Origin of the sequence: uncultured Arthrobacter sp. (assembly GCF_902805515.1) — a bacterium.
Taxonomy (GTDB): Bacteria; Actinomycetota; Actinomycetes; order Actinomycetales; family Micrococcaceae; genus Arthrobacter_D.
Genome location: NZ_CADCTE010000075.1, coordinates 12,286 through 31,293 on the forward strand (window position 1 = coordinate 12,286; position 19,008 = coordinate 31,293).

Sequence of the window (19,008 nt, forward strand, 5' to 3'; positions counted from 1 at the left end):
CGCCGGTGCCCGCCGTAGCGGATAAACTTTAGGTAAAGGGGTCTGCGTCGTGGGCAAAAAATGGTTGGCGCAGGATACAATCGGAATAAGTCGTCAGCAGACTTACCTTTTTGCGAAACCAAGCTTCCCTCTTTACTCAACACCTTCCCGGGAGAACACCCATGGATGTGCTCCTTGCCGAGCGGTACCAGACCACCGACCTGCTCGGTGTCGGCGGCGCCGCGTCCGTCTATCGGGCGATCGACCGGAACCTGCAGCGCGACGTCGCGGTGAAGGTCTTCAACCCCACCACGGCCGATGATGACGATTACCGCCGGCAGCACACCGAGACGCTCCTGCTTTCCACCCTCAACCACCCCGGGCTGGTGACCCTCCACGATGCGGGGCTGCACCAGGATGAGGACGGACGCACCACCGGTTTCCTGGTGATGGAACTCGTTGACGGCGAGGACCTGCGCAAGCTGCTGAAGAAGGGCCCGCTGGCTCCCGCGGCCGTCGCCCAGGTCGGAGCGGACCTCGCCGACGCCCTCGCCTATATCCACTCCCATGGGGTGGTCCACCGCGACGTGAAGCCGGCGAACATCCTGATGTTCCACTCGGGCGAGAACGACACCCGGCTCTACCCCAAGCTCACCGACTTCGGCATCGCGCGCATGATCAATGCCACGATGGCCACCGCCACCGGCGCGACCATCGGCACGGCGAACTACCTCAGCCCCGAACAGGCACAGTCGGGTGCCATCGACGAGCGCAGCGACATCTACTCCCTCGGCCTGGTCCTGCTCGAGTGCATCACCGGCAACAAGGCCTTTCCCGGGCCGATTGTGGAGGCGGCCCTGGCGCGCCTGCTCCGTGATCCCGAGATTCCGGAATGGCTGGGCGCCGACTGGGCCGGCCTGCTCACCCGCATGACGGCCCGGAACCCTCAGGACCGTCCCGACGCGCACGAGGTTGCCCTGCTCCTGCGGGCCCACTCCGACGAGGGCGCGGGCTTCTCGGGGATCGGCACGCCTCTGGCCGCTGCCGGTCCCGCTTCCACCGACGACGGCGACGGGGTCTCAACCGGTGGAATCACCACCGGGAACATCCACATCCCCGATCCGCCCTCGCGGGCCCCGAGCCTGGGTTAGTCCGGGGCAGCGCTCGTCCGGGGCGGCGTTACTCCGGGGCGTTACTCCGGGGCGTTAGTCCGGCACCGTGCTCAGCGGGGTTCGCCGCCCTCGACGTCGTCCTCTTCGGGCTCGAAGTTCGAGGGCTCATCGAGCGTCGTGGCCCCGATTCCCTCCTGGTTGTCGGGGATGGTGCCCTCGGGACCCGCCCCCGTGTCCTGCCCGCTGGTGTCTTGCCCGTCGGTGTCCTGCTTCTTGCCGTTCGGCGTCTCGGTCATGTCATCCTCCGGCGTAGGTGTTCGTTCATTCGTTCCTTCGTTCCTTCGATCTTATGAGCCCGGACGGCAACGCAAAAGACCGGAGGGCCAGGTGGGTTTCCTGGCGCTCCGGCCTTTTCTCTGCGCTGCCCGTGTGCGCCCGGACGCCGCCATCGACGGTCCCGGGCGTGCCGGCTCAGTGCTGGGAGACTCCAAGCGGCGCACCGCGGGTCTCCCGGGCCAGGGTGACCCCGACGAAGGAGATGGCGCACAGGATCATGATGTAGATCGCCACGGCCCCCGACCACTGGTAGGTCTCGAGCAGCAGCTGCGCAACCATCGCCGCAAACGCCCCGCCCAGGATCGCGCCGAGCGCGTACCCGATGGAGATTCCGGAGTAGCGCACGTTGGCGGGGAACATCTCCGCGTACATCGCGGACATGGGCCCGTAGGAAAGTCCCAGGCCGATGGTGAGGACGAACAGGCCCAGTCCGTAGAGGAAGATGTTGGCGGTGTCGACGAGCAGGAACATCGGCAGCATCCACACGAACACCAGCGCGTAGCCGAGCTGGAAGGTCCGCACGCGGCCGATCCGGTCCGAGAGCCAGCCGCCGACCATGGTGAAGATCAGCCACCCGAAGGAGGCGAGCGTCGTCGCCAGCAGCACCGGCACCACGGGCATCTCCAGGGCCGTGGTGGCGTAGGAGATGAAGAAGGCGATGACCAGGTAGCCTGCAGCGTTGTTGCCGATGAAGATGACGGCGGCGAGGAGCACCTCGCGGGTGTTCTTCCGGAACAGCTGGCGCAGCGGTGCCTTGCTCTCACCCTTGCGGGCCAGCATCTCCTTGAAGACCGGGCTTTCACTGACGGCACGCCGGATCAGGTAGCCGACGATGATCAGCACCACCGACAGCAGGAACGGCACCCGCCAGCCCCATTCGAGGAACTGGTCCTCGGGGATGGCGGTGCGCAGCAGCAGCAGGGTGCCGGTGGCCAGGATCATGCCGATCGGCACGCCGATCTGCGGGTAGGCGCCGAACAGGCCCCGCTTGCCCACCGGGGCGTGTTCCACGGACATCAGGGCCGCCCCGCCCCATTCTCCGCCGGCGGAGAAACCCTGGACGATGCGCAGGAGGATCAGCAGGACCGGCGCCCACACCCCGATGGAGGCATAGGTGGGCAGGAGCCCGATCAGCGCGGTCGCCGCGCCCATCAGGATCAAGGTGAAAACCAGGACCGACTTGCGGCCGATGCGGTCACCGAGGTGCCCGGCGACGATCGCTCCGAGGGGCCGGAAGAGGAAGCTGATGCCGATCAGGGAAAAGGCGAGGACCTGGGCGAGCCCCGGGTTGGACTCCCGGAGCGGAGTGAGGAACAGCGCGCCCAGGACCGTAGCGGTGAGCTGGGCGAAGATGAAAAAGTCGTACCACTCGATGGTTGTTCCAACGAGGGTCCCGGCCAGGACGCGGCGCTCCTCGCGTGAGGTGCGATGCTCCGTGGCGTTCGCAGCGGTGAAAGACGTCATTGTCACTCCAAGGGACGGAAAAACATTACCGACAGAACGTTCGGTCATGTGAGCTAAATCATACGCAGGACCTCCCCGGGATGGGGGAGGTCCTGCGGATCAATTTCCGCGCGTCAGAAATGCGATGCGGCCGGAGTGCCGGTCGAGGCGGGGCGTGATCCCGCGGCGGACTGTCCGCGCCTCAGGCGCCCACGGCCACGGACGCGCCGGCGGTGGCCTCGACGGACCTCCGGTGCGCCCGGAGTCCGGCCGCACCGGCCAGACCCAGCACCAGGAGCGCGGCGGCTGCCAGCACCGGCACCGCGAAGGCGGCCCCGGTCCCCACCCGCTCCGCGAGGGACCCGGCGACGGCGGAGCCGAGGGCCGACCCGGCGACGATGCCGCTGGCGAGCAGGGTCATGACCGTGCCGAGCAGGCGCCGGGGCGCCACCATCGACCCGATGCTGAAGATCGACACCATGGTCGGCCCGACGGAGATGCCGAGGAGGAACAGCACGAGCACCATTGCCGGAATGCCCGAGGGCAGGAACAGCAGGGCGGCCAGGCCGACCATGCCGGCCGCCGAGGCGATCCACCGCCAGGAGTGCTGGAAGGCGGCGGGCCAGAAGGCCACCGACAGGGCAGCACCGGCCGAGCTCAGCCCCATCACCGCGTAGAGCAGCCCCGCGGCGGAGGCGGCGTCGAACTGCCCGGCGAAGGCGGTGAGCGTCGTCTGGGTCCCGCCGAAGAAGGTGCCCATCGCGACCATGCCCAGCACGGGAATGGAGATCAGCAGGCGTGAGCGCCGACCGGTCACGGCCGGCCCCGGCTCCTGGACCTCAGAGCGGCCGCGCGAGGACCCGGCCAGGCGGCCGGTCGGGTGCACGGCGAACGCGCTCACCATGGCCAGGGTCAGCACCGCGGCAAGGGTCAGGGGCACCCAGGGGGCGGCGAGGCTTGCGAGCAGGCCGACCAGGGCGGGCCCGAGGACGAAGGTCAGCTCGTCGGCGGTGCTTTCGTAGGACATGGCCGTGTCGAGGTCGGCGGGCCTGCGCGTCATCGCCACCCAGCGCACCCGCGCCAGCGGCCCGATCTGGGGGGACGTGAAACCGGTGAGGAAGGCGGCGGCCAGGACGGGGACCGCGGCTGCGGCGGCGGTCCCGGTGAGGGCAAGGGCGAGTACCACCAACGCCACGATGGCGACGGTGTTGAGGGCGGCCGCCGGCAGCAGGACGACCCGCTGGCCGAAGCGGTCGGCGAGGAAGCCGAGGATCGGCGCGCCGAGGGCAGAGCCGATCCCGACGGCGCCGGCCGCGAATCCCCCCAGCGCGTAGGAACCGCTGGCCGAGGTCACGATGGTCAGGGCGCCGACGGTGAGCATGGCAAGGGGCAGCCGTGCCAGGAAACCGACGGAGAGGAAGGAGGTGCCGGCCAGCTGCGGAAGGCGGCCGAAGCGGCCAAACCGGGGAGGGCGCTCAGGGGCGGCGGGGGAACGTTCGGCAGCGGGGCTGAGGGAAGGGATTGCGTTCATTGTCATCCGGGTACTTCGAATCGCGCATCGTCCCTCCTCCCGATGCGCCCTACCCGGTAACTGAGTGAATCTACACCATCTGGAGTTGGTCCACAAATTCCAGTCGCGAGCCTTCCCGGTCCTTGTGGACCTGGAGCTGGGCCGGGATGCGCAGTTTCAGTTCTGCGACGTGGCTGACGAGGCCGACGACCCGGCCGCCGCGGCGCAGGCCGTCGAGGGCGTCCATCACCTGTTCCAGTGCCTGGTCGTCGAGCGAGCCGAAGCCCTCATCGACGAACAGCGTCTCAATGTCGATGCCCCCTGCCTCCTGCTGCACGACGTCGGCGAGGCCGAGCGCCATGGCCAGGGACGCCATGAAGGACTCCCCTCCGGAGAGCGTCGAGGTGTCCCTGCGGTTTCCGGTCCACCCGTCGATCACACTCAGCCCCAGGCCGGCCTTCTTGTTCCCGGCCAGCGCGTCGCTGTGCACGAGGGCGAAGCGCCCGTCCGTCATGGCCAGCAGCCGCTCGCTCGCGGCCTCGGCGACCTGTTCGAGGCGCGACGCGAGGACATAGGTGCTCAACGGCATCTTGTACCGGTTCTCGCCGCCGCCGCGGGCGGAGTCGGCCACCGAGCGCAGCAGCGCGTGCCGCTCCCGCAGCGGCGCAACGGCCGCTTCCTGTTCCACCAGGAGGGCGTTGTAGGCCTGGAGCTGCGCGCGGGACTGCTCAAGCAGCCGCACGGCCACTGCCTCGTCGGCCGCCCTCTCCCCCAGCGCGGTGTAATCACGGCCGGCGGCCTCGACCTCGTCCTCGGAGGGGACAGGGCGGCCCTCGGCCTCGTCCTGAAGGGCGGCAGTGATGTCGGGGCTTTCCCCCTCGGCCTCGAGCCGGTGCCCTGCCGCCTCATGGGCGCGGATGCGGCGCAGGTTTTCCTCGAGCGCCTCTGTTCCGAGGAGTGCCTCCCGGACGGCGGCGGCCCCGTCGAAGTGGGAGCCGGCGAGGGCGTCGGCGAGGGCGCTTCCGGCCTTGTCCCTGCGCCCCGCGGCCCGGTCGAGGGCTTCGAGGGCCTCCCGGGCCGCGACGAGCACGGCACGAGCGGAATCGACTGCCTCCGCGCGCTCGTGGAGGGTACCGAAACCGCCCCGGTGGTGTTCGAGGCGCGCTGCGAGTTCCCCGGCCTGGTCCTCAAGGCTCCGCAGCTGGGCGGCGGCCTCGGCGGCGGCCCGGCCGGCGTCCTCCTGCTGCGCGAGGATCTGCTGTTCCCTTGCGACGAGCGCGTCGATCCGTGCCGCGGCGTCCTCAAGCTCCCGCTGGGCCCGGCGTGCCTCGGTGAGCCGGGCCTGCGCCTGCTGCGTCGCCTCCCGGGCACCGGCCGCGTCCTGTTCACCGCCGAGGGCGGCGAGCCGGGCCGCTTCAAGCACGGCCGCGTCCCGCAGTGCCCGTGCCTCGTTCAGGCGTGCCTCCGCCGCTGCGTGTGCCTCCCGGGCAGCCTGTTCGTCGGCGTGCGTGACCCTTTCGTCGGCGCCCGCCCGGGCCGGGGCGGGGTGTTCGAGGCTGCCGCAGACGGCGCACTCCTTGCCGTCCTCCAGCTGGCCCGCGAGCTCGACGGCGGCCTGCTCCAGGCGCAGCTGCAGCCGGGTCAGCCAGGTTTCCTTGAGGCGGAGGTGCTCCTCGTGCGCTGCAGTGTAGTTCTTCTCGGCCACCGAGCGCCGCTGCTCCGCCCGGGCATGCTCGGCGATGGTGGCCTCAAGCGCCCGGGCGGCTTCAAGCGCCTCGGCGCACCGGGTCTCCTGCCCCGCGGTCTCTCTCAGCCCTGCGGCTTCCTGCTCAAGCAGCGCCTTATCCGCGCGCAGCTCGGCCAGCCGCTCCTCCAGCCCGGCGGTCCGGTCGGCCAGTGAGGAACGCTGCGCCGAGATGTCGCGGATTCGGTCGTTGAGTCCCTGCAGCCTGTCCTCGTCGGGGAGTGCCGCCTTCAGCACTCCCAGATCCGCGGCCGCGGCGCGGGCCGCGGCGTCGAGCCGGGCGGAAGTCGGCGCCAGGTCGAAGAGGGCGTCGGTGCCGTCATCGGCACCCATGAGGTAGGCGCCCGCGGCGCCGTCGGCCCGCAGCGCGTCGAGGGCGCTGTCGTAGCGGGTACTGCAGTCCTCGTGTTCGAGGCCGGCGTCATCCGCGGCGTCGAGGACCCCGGCCAGCAGGCGGGCGTCACGGTGCCGCTCCACGGCCGCCGCCAGCGCCGCGGCCTGCGCGGCGCCGGCATCATGTTCCGCCTGGGCGGTACGGTGCCGCTCGAGCGCGACCGCCCGTGCCCGGGCCGTGGCGAGCCCGGAGTAGCGTGCCTTGTCCCGTTCCAGCTGCTGTGCCGTCCGGTCTGCGGCTGCCCCCGCTTCGGCCGACCGGGCCGCGACGGCTTCGAGCAGTGCCTGCACGACCGGCTGGCCGCCCGGCGCCGGGTGGCCCTCGGCCGGGGCGTCGGCTTCGATGCCGTGCCGTGCCGCCTCGTCGAGCGCCCGTTGGATGGTCTGCCGCTGTCCGTCCTCCGCGGCGGCCAGGCGGGACGCCGCCTGGCCGGCCTGGTCGCCCAGCAGCTTTTCAATGTTTTCGAAGCGGTCCGTGGAGAACAGGCGCTGGAGCAGTTCGCGACGCGACCCGGCATCGGCGCGCAGGAAGGCAGCGAACTCGCCCTGCGGCAGCATCACCACCCGGGTGAACTGTTCCTTGTCCATGCCCAGCACATTCAGCAGCTCAAGGCCGGCCTCGTCGTTACGGGCGGACTTCTGCACCCAGGCGCCGTCGACGAATTCCTGAAGCAGGGTCCGGGCCTGCTCGGTGGTGGTTCCGCCGCCGCGCTTCGAGGGCCGCTCCCACTGCGGGGACCGGGTGACCGAGAACCTGCGCGCACCGACGGTGAACTCGAGTTCGACCTCCGGAGCGAGCCCGAGGGGGGCATGGTCGCTGCGCAGGCGCTTGGCGCCCTGGCGGACCCCGGGCACCGATCCGTACAGCGCGTAGCAGATTGCGTCGAGGACACTCGACTTCCCCGCACCCGTCGGGCCGTTGAGCAGGAACAGACCCTGGGCGCTCAGCGCGTCGAAATTCACGACCTGCCGCCCGGCGAAGGGGCCGAAGGCCTGGATTTCAAGGCGGGAGATCCTCACGCTGCGTTTCCCCTGTTCCTGTTCACTTGACTGCTTCTGGGCCGGTCATACTCTGGGTCTGGTCATCATCTGGGTCTCGTCTTTTGAGTCCCTCCACCGGCGCTCACCGCTCGGAGGCAAGGCTGAGGGCGGCGTCCACGGTTGCGGACAGGAGTTCGCGCTCCTCGGGTGAGGCCTCGCGCGAGCGCACGTGCTCGAGGAACCCACAGCAGATCTCGGCGTCGTTCGTCGCCGCGGCGATGCGCTGGCTGTAGGTGCGCACGTCCCCGGTGTGTCCGCCCTCGGGCTCGAAGGCAAGGACGAGGGTGTCGGGGAAGCGGGCGCGGAGCCGTTCCATGGCGCGCGGCGGGCGCTCGGCGTCGGTGAGGGTGATCGAGCAGTACGCGTGTTCGGCGTCGGCGAGGGACTCATCACTCAGGAGGTCCTCGATGCGGCCCTTGAGCACGGCGAGTTCCTTCGGTGCCGGCCATTGCACGGGCGTCACCGGGCCCAGTCCCGCGGCGGTGATCTCCACGAGCCACGCACCCTTGGTCTGGCGGGCCTCGGAGAAGGAGTACGCGAGCGGCGAACCGGAATACCTCACCGTGGGCGAAAGCTTCTGCTGCCCGTGCAGGTGGCCCAGGGCCGTGTAGTCGAAGGCATCGAACAGGTCCAGCGGGACCGCGCCGAGCCCGCCCTGTGCCAGTTCCCGCTCGCTGTCCGAGCTGATGCCGCCGCTGGCGAAGGTGTGGGCCATCACCACCGAGTGCACGGTGCCGGTGGACCTCCGGCGGCGCAGGTCCTCCTGGATCAGCCCCACGGCGGCCCGGGTGACGCTTGAGTGGGTGGGCTCGGCCGACAGGGCACCGGCGACGACCCGGGGCTCAAGGTAGGGGATGCCATAGACGGCGAGTTCGGCCCCGGGCCCGAGCGGAAAGGTGACCGGCCGCCCGATGTCCTCGGTCCGGGTCCGCAGGTGCACTCCCCCCCGTTCGAGGATGCGGCCGCCGAAGCCCAGCCGGGTCGCGGAGTCGTGGTTGCCGCTCGAGATGACCACCTCTGCGCCCGCCGCGCGCAGCCGGTCGAGCGCCTCGTCGAAGAGCGCGACGACATCCACTCCGGGCAGGGCCCGGTCATACACGTCCCCGGCAACGAGCACCACGTCCACCTGGGCGTCGCGCACCGTCTTCTCGAGGTTGTCGATAAACATCCGCTGGGCTGCGAGGGTTCCCGCTCCGTGGAAGGAACGGCCGAGGTGCCAATCCGAGGTGTGGAGTAACAGCATATTTTTACGCTACCGCCCGCCCCGGACATTCCTGCGGGCACCGCGCGGGCGCCGGGGAAATTCCACCCCCGAAGGGGTTTCCCGGCGCCGGCGGCTGGGGGTGATGAGCCGTCAGCCGCGTCCCGTCGTCCCGGGTCCCTTGTCGAAGAAGGAGCGCGCGTCGTCCGGGGAACCTGCAGGAGCCGCCGGGCCGGCCGGCGCTGCCGCCGGAGTTCCGGAGCCGGCATCGACCGTGTCCGTGTCGGGAGCGACGGGAGGGGCAGCGGTGGCGGGTCCGACCGCCGTGGCGGGCTCCGATGCTGGCTTCCGGCCGGCTGCATCGAAGCTTCGGAAGACCAGGCCGGCAATGATCGCTCCGACGAGCGGCGCCGCGAAGAACAGCCACAGCTGGGCGGGCGCCCAGTCACCGGTGAACAGGGCCGAGGCGGTGGATCGTGCCGGGTTGAGCCCGCCGTTGGTGACGGGGAGCAGCAGGGTGAGCAGGGCGGCGTAGGTCAGGCCGACCGCGAACGGCGCGGTGCTCCGGCCGGCGTGCCGGGCGGTGGCACCGAGGAACACAGCGACGAGGATGGCCGCGCAGACGGCCTCGGCCAGGAACGAGCTGCTCAGCGGGAACTGCGCCGCCGAGTGCTCCTCGAAGCCGTTGGAAGCCGCAGCGAAGAGTCCGTTGACGTCGGTCAGCTGGGAGTTGGCGCTGAGCAGAAGCCACAGGAGGCCGGCGGCTGCGAGGCCGCCGACAAGCTGGGCCAGGATGTAGGGAAGCACGGAGCCCCATCCCGTGCGGCCGGCGATGGCCGAGCCAAGGGTGACGGCGGGGTTGAAATGCCCGCCGGAGATGTAGCCGAAGGCGATCATCGCCGCGAGCAGCGCGATTCCGAAGGCCAGGGTGGGGGGCACGCCCGACTGGGTGTTCAGCATGGTGACGCCCAGTCCGGTGAGCACGACGACGAACGAGCCGACCGCCTCGGCGGCGGTCCGGGCAGCCGGGCCGTAGGAGCGCAGGGGCAGGGCTCCGGTCCGGTCCTGACCGGCGTCCGTGGCGGGATGGATTTCATGCGACATAGGGCAGTGCGTCCTTCGATTGAGGCCAGTGGCTGTGCCCGCCGCCCTCACTCGCGCTTCCGGGCGGCGGCGCACACCCGTCCAGTCTCCCATCCTAGGCGGACCTAGACTTGAACGATGGCATACCACGCAACCTACCCCCAGCGGGTCTCCGGGAGTCTGCTCGGCGGCGCACTCGGAGACGCCCTCGGCTACACGGTCGAACGCGACAGCCTCGAGGCGATCCGCACCCGGTTCGGCCCCGGCGGGGTGACCGCTCCGCCGGAGGACGGTTCGCCGTTCGTTTTCTCGGATGACACCCAGCTGACCCTGTACACGGTCGACGGGCTGGTCGAGGCGCTCGAATGGGCCAATGACGGCGTGTCGGCCGACGAGATGGCCATTCTTTGGCTGGCCTACCTGCGCTGGCTTGCCACGCAGGGCGAAACCCCTCCGGATCCCGCGCCGGTTCCGCCGCCGCGGTGGATCGACGTCCAGGAGGTCCTTCACCACCGCAGGGACCCCGGCAACGCCTGCCTCACCGGGCTGCTCACCGGGGTCATGGGAACCCGGAAACGTCCGCTCAACCCGCAGGCCAAGGGATCCGGGGCGCTGATGCGTTCCGCTCCGTTCGGCCTGGTGCCGCGGATCCCCGGGGAAATGGCGGACCGGCTGACCCTCGACGCCGCGGCCCTGACGCACGGCCATCCCGCCGCGCAGACTCCGGCCGCCGTCTTCAGCCACCTCATCCGCGCCCTGGCCCTCGACGAGCTGGACCTCGAGGCCGCCGTGCAGTCAGCCGTCGCCCATGCCGGGTTCCTCGGCGATACGGAGCTCGCGGGGAGCCTCACCGCTGCGGCCGCCCTTGCGACCGGTGGTCCGGTCGCGCCCGAACGGCTGCCCGACGAGCTGGGCGGCGGATGGCTCGCGCCGGAGGCACTCTCCCTCGCCGTCTACGCCGCGCTGGCCTCCGCCCGGCCGGACCCCGCGGAGCACTTCACCGCCGGCGTCGTGCTGGCCGTGAACCACGACGGCGACAGCGACACGACCGGCTCGGTCGCCGGGAACATCCTGGGGGCACTGCACGGGGAGGCCGCCCTGCCCCGGCCGTGGCTCGACCGGCTGGAGGGCACCGAGGTGATCCGGGCCGTGGGCTCATCCCTCATCAAGGCGGCAACCGGCGAGTAGCCGGAACCGGCCCACGGTGGCGGGGGCGGGCCGCGGAGGTGGAAGCTGCGGCGGGCCTACTGGCTGCCGACGGGCCAGAGGCCACCGATCATCTGCAGGAACTCCGCCTCCGAGAGCACCTCGATCTGCTGCCCACGCTCGTGGAGTTCAAGCACCCGGCGCGCCTTGCCCGTGACGCGGCCGTTGCGCAGGTCGGAGGCCACGAAGCCGTCGCCGACCACCAGCACCGTGGTGCGGCGGGTGACCGCGCTGGCGGGCTGGGCCCCCACCCGTGCCGCCCGTTCCTTGGCCTGCGGGCGGGGCATGCCAAGGTCGCCGGTGAAGACGACGGTCTGTCCGTAGAGCGGGTGGTTCGCATCGGCGGCCGGGTTGGGCGGCGGGTTGTCGCCCTCCTCAGGCCACCCGGTCCACCCTGCCGCGGCGCCGCGCTCCAGCGCCGTCCGGGTGGCCTTTGACAGTTCGTCAACACCGGGCTCATAGGGCTCGGCGCGCGAAAGCGGGAGCCGCTGGACGGCCATCAGCTCCTCGACCGTCGACGCGCCGCTGCGCCGGGCGATGTCCACGAGGATGCCCGCGCACGCCCGCGCGTCCTCAACGGCGTCGTGGTGGTTCAGCAGCGGGACCCCTGCGGCCTCGGCAACGAACGGAAGGGAGTAGGAAGCCAGGGAGTAGCTGCGGCGCGAGAGCATCACGGTGCACGCATAGTCCCAGCCAGGCCCGGAGAGCTCCGACACTTCGAGTGCCGAGCGGATCACCCCGAGGTCGAAGGCGGCGTTGTGGGCCACCAGGATGTCCCCGCCGATGAAGCCGCCGATCTCGGGGAACAGTTCACCGAAGCGCGGCGCGGTGGCCACCTGGTCGGCGGTGATGCCGTGGATGGCGGTATTGCGGGAATCGAAGTAGTCGTGGCCGGCGGGCGGACGCATCAGCCAGGAGGCCTCGTCAACGACGCGTCCGTCCCGGATCTTTGTGAGTCCCACTGCGCAGGGTGAGCCCCGAAACCCGTTGGCTGTTTCAAAGTCGATCGCCGTGAACTCAATTCCCACTACTCAAGGGTACTTGGATCGGATGGAGAAACCGTTCATCCAACGTTCACGCCGGTGGCGTGCCGGGAACCGCCGGGGGGTCGTAGGCTGGACCATGCCCGGTTTCCTTTCTCCCCCGCAGTGGTATCTCTTCGATTACGGAATGGTGATCTCCACCGAGCCCACCGGCGAGGACTGGGACCGGCTTGAGGAGGAGGCCGGCGTTCCGGGGCTGCGGGAGCGCTCGTCCGCCTACTGGCAGCACCGTGACGGCTACGACGCCGGAGACCTGACCCCGGTGTTGTACTGGTCGTGGGTGACCGGACACCCGGTCAGCGACGCCCGCGCCTCATGGCTCGATGTCCTCGATGCCAACCAGTGGTCGCACTACAACCTCGAAACCCTCGACGTGCTCGATGAACTGTCCGGCTCCGGCGCACGCCTGGCCCTGCTTTCGAATATGCCTGCCCCCATGGTGGGGCACTTCACGGGAGCTTCCTGGATGAAGCACTTCGAGAAGATGTTCTTCAGCTCCTCGCTGCGCCTGATCAAGCCGGACGGCGCCATCTTTTCCCACGTCCTCGCCGAGCTGGGAACCGAGCCCGGCGGGGTGGTGTTCATCGACGATTCGGCGGCGAACATTGAGGCCGCACGCGGCCTCGGAATCGACGCCCGCCTGCACCTGCGGGAGACCGACCTCTCGCGGGAGCTCAGGCGCCTGCCAGTATAGGCCGGACGGCCTCGACGCCCTCCACGGCGGCCGTCCACTGCGGGCGGCGGAAATCTTCACGTGCCAGCAGCAGCAGCTGCTGCTCGCGCACCTCGCCCGGGCGCGCCTCGGCGAGGGTGGTGCCGTTGGGCTGGTACCCGAGCGCCGCCGACACCCCGAGCGAGGCCGCGTTCCAGACGGCGGCGTCGGAGACGGCCGAGTGCGCCCCGAGGTGGTCGAAGGCGAAGGAGAGGACGGCGGAGCGCATCTCCTTGCCCAGGCCCCTGCCCTGAGCGTCCAGCGTCAGCCAGGAGCCGGTGCTGACCCGGCGCATCAGCGCGAAGCTGCGCGCCGAGAGGTCCTGGACGCCGATGATGCGGCCTTCGAACTGGACCGCGAAGCTGATGGTCCAGTCCTCAGGGCTCACCGCGGCCCGGAGGCTCCACTGGTACTTGAGGCTTTCGCGGATGAGGATGTCCCGGGGCGCATCGGTCCAGGGCACTCCGAATGGCATGACCGATGGGTCGTGGACGCCTGCGAGGATCGCGTCGACGAGGCAGGGTAGCTGGTCGTCGCGCACCGGGGTAAGGATGAGCCGGGGGGTGCGGATCGACAGCCCGAAGAGCGGCCAGAACTCGGCCAGCCGCGGGTCGGCGGTCCCGGTCATCGGGCCTCGGGGGCGCGGCGGCGCTTGAGGATCCTGCTGATGATGAAGTAGGCGGCGCAGAGCACCACCGCGGCGATCACGATCTTCTGGAAGGTGTCCGCGTACCTCTCCACGAGGTGCCAACTCTCCCCCAGGTAGAAACCGGCCAGGACGAAGATGAGATTCCAGATGAGGCTGCCTGCGGCGGTCAGGAGCAGGAACTTCCCCTGCGGCATCTTTTCGATGCCGGCCGGAATGGAGATCAGGCTGCGGAAGAGCGGGATCATCCGGCCGAAGAAGACAGCGCGGTAGCCGTAGCGGGCGAACCAGGCCTCCACCCTGTCGATGTCCTCAAGGTCGACAAGAGGAACCCGGGCCACGATCGCGCGCATGCGCCGGCGGCCCAGCGCCGCGCCGAGCGCGTAGAGCGCGTAGGCTCCCACCACCGAGCCGAGGGTGGTCCAGAAGATCGCTTCGAACAGCGTGAAGTTGCCGCGGCTGGCCGTGAATCCGGCGAGGGGAAGAATGACCTCGCTCGGCAGCGGGGGGAAGAGGTTCTCCAGGGCGATCGCCAGGCCTGCGCCCGGAGCACCGATCGTCTCCATCACGTTCACCGCCCACTCGGCAACCCCGCCCAGTGCGGATCCGTCGGACTCGGAGGTCAGGCCCTGCTGCAGAAAAATAGTCATCGCCATCAAGTCTGCCCTATGTCCGGCGCATGCCGCGAAAAACTGTCCGGCGCCTGCCGCCAAAAACGCTCAGGACCGGACGCCATCCACGCCGCCGTCGAGCGCCCGAATCAGGTGCGGCAGCAGCGCCCGGAAGGCAAGGCCGCGGTGGCTGATGCGGTTTTTCTCTTCGGGGGCGAGCTCGGCGCAGGTCCGGTCGAGCCCTTCGGGGACGAGCACCGGGTCGTAGCCGAATCCGCCGGTGCCCCGCGGCCCGGTCAGCAGCGTGCCGCGCAGTTCACCCAGCTCCACGTGCACGGCACCGCCGGGCACGGCGAGCGCCGCGGCGCAGTGGAAGGCCGCGCCGCGGTGCTCGGGGCCGATATCCGCAAGCTGGGCGAGGAGCAGGTCAAGGTTCGCGGCGTCGTCGCCGTGGCGGCCGGACCAGCGGGCCGAGAAAATCCCCGGGGCCCCGCCGAGGACGTCGACGGCGAGTCCGGAGTCGTCGGCCACGGCCACCAGCCCGGTGGCCGCCGCGGTCTGGCGCGCCTTGAGCACGGCGTTCTCTTCGAAGGTGACTCCGCTTTCGACGACGTCGGCAGCGCCCGCGGTTTCGGCGTCAACGACCTGGGTGTCGACGTCGAGCCCGGGAACCTGTCCGCGAAGCAGCTCACGGAGTTCGCGGAGCTTGCCCGGGTTGCGCGTGGCAAGCACCAGCCGGTGCACCTGCTCAGGCACCGGCCGCTTCCTTGAGGGTGTCGTGCTGGATCTGCGCGAGCTGGGCCGTGCCCAGCAGGGCGAGGTCGAGCAGCGCGTCGAGTTCGGCCCGGTCGAAGGGCGCACCCTCGGCGGTGCCCTGGACCTCGACGAACTTCCCGGAGCCGGTGACCACGACGTTCATGTCGGTTTCGGCGCGCACGTCCTCGACGTAGGGAAGGTCCAGCATGGGGACGCCGTCGATAATGCCGACGCTGACGGCAGCGACCGTGTCGGTCAGCGGCTTGGCGCCGGCCGGGATCAGCTTCTTGTCCTTGGCGTACCGGATGGCGTCGGCGAGCGCCACGTAGGCGCCGGTGATCGCCGCGGTGCGGGTGCCGCCGTCGGCCTGGAGCACGTCGCAGTCAAGCACGATGGTGTTCTCGCCGAGCGCCTTGGTGTCGATGATCGAGCGCAGCGACCGGCCGATGAGGCGGGAGATTTCGTGGGTGCGCCCGCCGATCTTCCCCTTGACCGATTCGCGGTCGGAGCGGGTGTTGGTGGCCCGGGGCAGCATGGCGTACTCGGCCGTGACCCAGCCCTTTCCCTCCCCCTTGAGCCAGCGTGGGACTCCGCTGGTCAGCGAGGCCGTGCACAGCACGCGGGTGTTGCCGAACTCGATCAGCGCCGAGCCCTCGGCCTGGTTCGACCAGCCCCGGGTGATGCTGATGTTCCGCAGCTGGTCCGGGGTGCGGCCGTCGGCCCGCCGCACTGCCGGCGGAGCGGGGGCGGCGCCGTCGGGGGTGGCCGTTGCGGCGGTGGACGGGGCGGCGGTGGACGGGGCAGCGGTGGATGGGAGGGAGTGCGGATCGGCTGGGCTCATGGAGCCAGTCTAAACCGGCGGTGTGTCCGGCCCGGCGGCGCGCAGCGGCCGCAGGGCGGGCCGGACGGCCGGTCAGCCCGCGGTCGGTGGAGCCGGTGAGGCGGTCACCACGACGTTCTTGCCCCAGGGGTCCTCGGTGTAGCAGCTGATGATGACGAGGCGGTTCGGGATGATGTTCCAGATGTCGCTGGTCTTCAGGGTGTCTTTGTCGTGGGTGGTGATCGCGTCGACGGTGTAGCGCAGCGTGCCCGTCTGCGTGGTGACAGTCACGGTGTCACCGACTTCCGTGTGGGTGCTGAACCGGTCGAAGGGCGCCTCCCTGCCCTCCCAGCTGTGCCCGGTGATGTAGGTCGTGTTGGCCGACCCGGCGCCCGGGGCGCCGTAGGAGGAAAGCCAGTAGCCGTCGTCGGTGAACGGCGGCACGATCGACTGGCTCGCCACGTCGGCGGCGGTGGGCTGCAGCGGGAGCACCGCGACGTCGATGCCGGCGGCCTCCACTTTGATGTGGGTGGGAGCGGCGGCGGCCGGTCCGGCGGGTGCCTTAACCGGGGGCGCCTTGGGGGGCGCGGCGGGCGCCGCGCTGGGAGAGGCAGGGGCGCTGGTGACCGACGGGGCCGGGGAGGGCGTCGAGGTGGGGCGGTCATCACCGGCCGCCGACGATCCCTGCTGCAGCTGGGGAAGAATCACCGACAGGACGAGCACGAGCGCCGCGGCCAAGCCCAGGAGCGCAACGAGGATGCCCCGGCGCCGGGACCTGCCCTGCTGCGGGTGCCCGGACCCGTCCGGTTCCGCTGGGACCGAGGGCTCGTCGGGGTGCGCCGAGGGTGCCATGGCTGCGCCTTTCAATCGGAGAGACCTACCGGTCCGCTCGGGACCGGTACTTCCGCATAGGCTACAGGCCGCGCCGGGGTTGTGGCGGAGTTGTGGAGGGGTTGTGGCGGAGTTGTGGCGGGAACCGGTGCTCCGGCCGGTCGACAGGGCAGCCGGTCAGACGGTGTAGGACACCCCGGCCACCGCGACGGCGAGCTGCCCGCTGTAGCGCGAGCGCGCCTCCCCGATCGAGACGTTGGCGTCGTTCCACACCGGCAGGTGGGTCAGCAGCAGGCGCTTGGCTGCGGCGGCCTCCGCCATCTCCCCGGCGCGCAGGCCGGTCAGGTGGACCCCGCTGATCCCGTCGTCGCGTCCCTCTTGGAACGCCGCCTCACAGAGGAAGAGGTCGGCCTCGGCCGCGGCCTCGATCAGGCCCTCGCACGAGTCGGTGTCGCCGGAATAGGTCAGCACGCGGGTTTCGGGCACGCCGTCCGCGTTCGGCTCGGTGACCTCGATGCGCAGGGCGTAGGCCTCCTCGGCGGGGTGCAGCACCGCGAAGGGGGTGATGCTGAAGGGCCCGAGCCGGACCGCGGTGCGGTCCTGCCAGGAGTGGAACTCGAAGTCCTCGTGCATGCCCGGGTTCAGGGCCAGGCCGTACGCGGTCGCCATGCGGTCGGCCGTCGCCGCCGGACCCCAGACGGGGATCCGTTCCCGGCCCCAGCCGGCGGGATCCCAGTGGACGGCGACATGGAGCCCGCACAGGTCCATGCAGTGGTCGGGGTGGAGGTGGCTCAGGAAGACCGCGTCGATCTGCCGCAGGTCCATGTACCGCTGCAGGGCTCCGAGGGAGCCGTTGCCGAGGTCAAGCAGGATCCGCCAGGTCCGCCCCTCGGACTCGGCGGTGATCAGGTAGCACGACGCGGGCGACTGCGGGCCGGGGAAGGAGCCGCTGCAGCCCACGATCGTCAGCTTCATCGCGGGCCACCGGAGGCCGTAATCATGTCCGGGGTGATCCTCGCCAGGCTTCCCGTCGGGTACTGGGCGGCGACATGGTCGACGTGCTGGACGCTGAGCACCTCGGGGCCGAGGAAGCGCCGGGCGAGGACCTCGAAGCCCGCGGCGTCGCCGGTGGCCAGGAAGCGGTGGACCGCCGGACCGGTTTCGCTGCTGAGCAGGTCGTGGGAGACCAGGGCGCGGTAGACGTCCTTGGCGGTCTCCTCGGCGCTGGAGACCAGGCTGACGCTGTCCCCCATGACGTAGGAGATGACTCCGGTCAGCAGCGGGTAGTGGGTGCAGCCGAGCACCACGGTGTCCACGCCGGCACGCTTCAGCGGCTCAAGGTAGCGTTTCGCGGCCGAGAGCAGCCCGGGCCCGGCGGTGACGCCGGCCTCGACGTACTCAACGAACTCCGGGCATGCGGCCGAGGTGATCCGCAGGTGCGGGGCGGCGGCGAAGGTGTCCTCGTAGGCCCGCGAGCCGATGGTGGCCGCGGTTCCGATCACGCCGATGTCCCCGCTGCGGGTGGCAGCCACCGCGCGCCGGACCGCGGGCTGGATCACCTCGATCACGGGGATGCCGTACCGCGCCGTGTAGCGTTCCCGGGCGTCGCGGAGCACCGCGGCGGAGGCCGAGTTGCAGGCGATGACGAGCAGCTTCACGCCCGAATCGACAAGCTCGTCCATGACGGCGAGCGCGTGGGCGCGCACCTCGGCAATCGGCAGGGGCCCGTACGGGCCGTTGGCCGTGTCGCCCACGTAGAGGATCGATTCATTCGGCAGCTGGTCGATGACGGCGCGGGCGACCGTCAGGCCGCCGACTCCGGAGTCGAAAATACCGATCGGCGCCCCGGTCTTGCTCGAGGGCGGTGTTCCCGCAGGCTCTGAACTCATAATCTACTGAGAATAGGGCGTGTCGGGCCCGGACACTAACGGATTCCGCGTGGGATCCATCACACCCCGCGGGAGCTCCCGGCTACCGGGCGGTGCGGGCGCTGCTGAGCAGTGCCTGCAGCAGCGACTCCTGGAGCCAGGTCAGGAAGTTGTACACCAGCGCCAGGTACGCCTCGACGTCCTCCGCGTCGGCGAAGTCGTCGATTCCGTGGAGGCGGGCGGCGTCCTCGTCCGTCTCGATCCCCAGCCGGTCCGCAAGCACCAGCCGGACGTCGTTGAACGCCTGAGCCATCAGCCGCCCCTGCTCGGGGTTCAGCGTCACCGGGTTGCTCTCGATCAGCAGGGCGCTGCTGCGCAGCGCACCGATCTTCTGCTCCCGCAGGGAGCGCTCGGTGAGCCGGCGGAACTCGAGCGCCTCGGCGTCGTCGTCGCGCACCGCGTCGGGCAGCAGCCGCTGCAGCGCCGAATCCCCGGGCCGTGCCGCCTCGGCGTCGACGCCCACCATCGCGGCCAGCGGATCGGTACTGGGGGCGGTGTCCGGCTCGAGCATGGTGATGATGTCGCTGAAGAGACTGCCCAGCAGGCGCACCTCACCGGGCTCGAAATGCCCGGTAATTCCGCGGCGGGTTGACTTGAAGGGTTTCGCCATGGG

General features: G+C 70.5%; 18 protein-coding genes. 3 read left to right on the plus strand and 15 right to left on the minus strand.

Annotated features, from left to right (window positions below):
- Nucleotides 1-161: 161 nt before the first annotated feature.
- Complete coding sequence (locus QZX79_RS06485; protein ID WP_294566290.1) at nt 162-1,130, plus strand: serine/threonine-protein kinase; 969 nt, start codon at nt 162-164, stop codon at nt 1,128-1,130.
- A gap of 71 nt (nt 1,131-1,201) precedes the next feature.
- Here QZX79_RS06485 and QZX79_RS06490 read toward each other — a convergent pair whose 3' ends face one another.
- The 6 genes from QZX79_RS06490 to QZX79_RS06515 all read right to left on the minus strand — a co-directional run bounded on the left by QZX79_RS06490 (nt 1,202) and on the right by QZX79_RS06515 (nt 9,863).
- Entirely contained in the window at nt 1,202-1,387 is a 186-nt protein-coding gene (locus QZX79_RS06490) for a hypothetical protein (protein WP_294566292.1), read from the minus strand.
- Nucleotides 1,388-1,562: 175 nt separating this feature from the next.
- A complete protein-coding gene (locus QZX79_RS06495) occupies nt 1,563-2,891 on the minus strand; it encodes an MFS transporter (RefSeq protein WP_294566294.1) in 1,329 nt (442 codons plus the stop codon).
- A gap of 181 nt (nt 2,892-3,072) precedes the next feature.
- The gene (locus tag QZX79_RS06500; protein ID WP_294566297.1) at nt 3,073-4,407 is read right to left on the minus strand and encodes an MFS transporter; all 1,335 of its coding nucleotides are present in this window, start codon (nt 4,405-4,407) and stop codon (nt 3,073-3,075) included.
- A gap of 64 nt (nt 4,408-4,471) precedes the next feature.
- The gene (locus QZX79_RS06505) at nt 4,472-7,537 is read right to left on the minus strand and encodes an SMC family ATPase (RefSeq protein WP_294566325.1); all 3,066 of its coding nucleotides are present in this window, start codon (nt 7,535-7,537) and stop codon (nt 4,472-4,474) included.
- 103 nt (nt 7,538-7,640) lie between these two features.
- Complete coding sequence (locus QZX79_RS06510) at nt 7,641-8,801, minus strand: exonuclease SbcCD subunit D (RefSeq protein ID WP_294566328.1); 1,161 nt, start codon at nt 8,799-8,801, stop codon at nt 7,641-7,643.
- A 111-nt stretch (nt 8,802-8,912) separates the two neighbouring features.
- The gene (locus QZX79_RS06515; protein ID WP_294566331.1) at nt 8,913-9,863 is read right to left on the minus strand and encodes an aquaporin; all 951 of its coding nucleotides are present in this window, start codon (nt 9,861-9,863) and stop codon (nt 8,913-8,915) included.
- A gap of 117 nt (nt 9,864-9,980) precedes the next feature.
- Here QZX79_RS06515 and QZX79_RS06520 point away from each other — a divergent pair, with 117 nt between their 5' ends.
- Nucleotides 9,981-11,030, plus strand: coding sequence for an ADP-ribosylglycohydrolase family protein (locus QZX79_RS06520; protein ID WP_294566335.1), 1,050 nt, complete (start codon nt 9,981-9,983; stop codon nt 11,028-11,030).
- Between the two features lie 56 nt (nt 11,031-11,086).
- On the opposite strand, the gene QZX79_RS06525 is transcribed toward QZX79_RS06520, so the two are convergent.
- Nucleotides 11,087-12,076, minus strand: coding sequence for an exonuclease domain-containing protein (locus QZX79_RS06525; protein ID WP_294566337.1), 990 nt, complete (start codon nt 12,074-12,076; stop codon nt 11,087-11,089).
- A 94-nt stretch (nt 12,077-12,170) separates the two neighbouring features.
- On the opposite strand from QZX79_RS06525, the gene QZX79_RS06530 reads away from it, so the two are divergent.
- A complete protein-coding gene (locus tag QZX79_RS06530; protein WP_294566340.1) occupies nt 12,171-12,785 on the plus strand; it encodes an HAD family phosphatase in 615 nt (204 codons plus the stop codon).
- On the opposite strand, the gene QZX79_RS06535 is transcribed toward QZX79_RS06530, so the two are convergent.
- From QZX79_RS06535 to QZX79_RS06570, 8 genes are all read right to left on the minus strand, one after another.
- Nucleotides 12,766-13,431, minus strand: a complete 666-nt coding sequence (locus QZX79_RS06535) for a GNAT family N-acetyltransferase (protein ID WP_294566342.1) — start codon at nt 13,429-13,431, stop codon at nt 12,766-12,768. The genes QZX79_RS06530 and QZX79_RS06535 overlap by 20 nt on opposite strands.
- Nucleotides 13,428-14,099 carry a DedA family protein gene (locus QZX79_RS06540; RefSeq protein ID WP_294566345.1) on the minus strand — a complete coding sequence of 224 codons (672 nt, stop codon included), beginning with the start codon at nt 14,097-14,099 and terminating at the stop codon, nt 13,428-13,430. Before QZX79_RS06540 ends, QZX79_RS06535 begins: the two co-directional genes overlap by 4 nt.
- Before the next feature lie 69 nt (nt 14,100-14,168).
- Nucleotides 14,169-14,816 (minus strand): RdgB/HAM1 family non-canonical purine NTP pyrophosphatase, encoded by a 648-nt coding sequence (gene rdgB / locus QZX79_RS06545; protein ID WP_294566348.1) that lies wholly within the window; start codon nt 14,814-14,816, stop codon nt 14,169-14,171.
- Complete coding sequence (gene rph, locus QZX79_RS06550; RefSeq protein WP_294566350.1) at nt 14,809-15,657, minus strand: ribonuclease PH; 849 nt, start codon at nt 15,655-15,657, stop codon at nt 14,809-14,811. The genes rdgB and rph overlap by 8 nt, the downstream gene beginning before the upstream one ends.
- 72 nt (nt 15,658-15,729) lie before the next feature.
- Entirely contained in the window at nt 15,730-16,488 is a 759-nt protein-coding gene (locus QZX79_RS06555; protein WP_294566353.1) for a class F sortase, read from the minus strand.
- Nucleotides 16,489-16,644: 156 nt separating this feature from the next.
- Nucleotides 16,645-17,442: an MBL fold metallo-hydrolase gene (locus tag QZX79_RS06560; RefSeq protein ID WP_120165223.1), complete on the minus strand. Its 798-nt coding sequence runs from the start codon at nt 17,440-17,442 to the stop codon at nt 16,645-16,647.
- The gene (murI, locus tag QZX79_RS06565; RefSeq protein WP_294566358.1) at nt 17,439-18,356 is read right to left on the minus strand and encodes a glutamate racemase; all 918 of its coding nucleotides are present in this window, start codon (nt 18,354-18,356) and stop codon (nt 17,439-17,441) included. Before murI ends, QZX79_RS06560 begins: the two co-directional genes overlap by 4 nt.
- Nucleotides 18,357-18,438: 82 nt before the next feature.
- Complete coding sequence (locus tag QZX79_RS06570; RefSeq protein WP_294566362.1) at nt 18,439-19,005, minus strand: DUF2017 domain-containing protein; 567 nt, start codon at nt 19,003-19,005, stop codon at nt 18,439-18,441.
- Nucleotides 19,006-19,008: the final 3 nt, after the last annotated feature.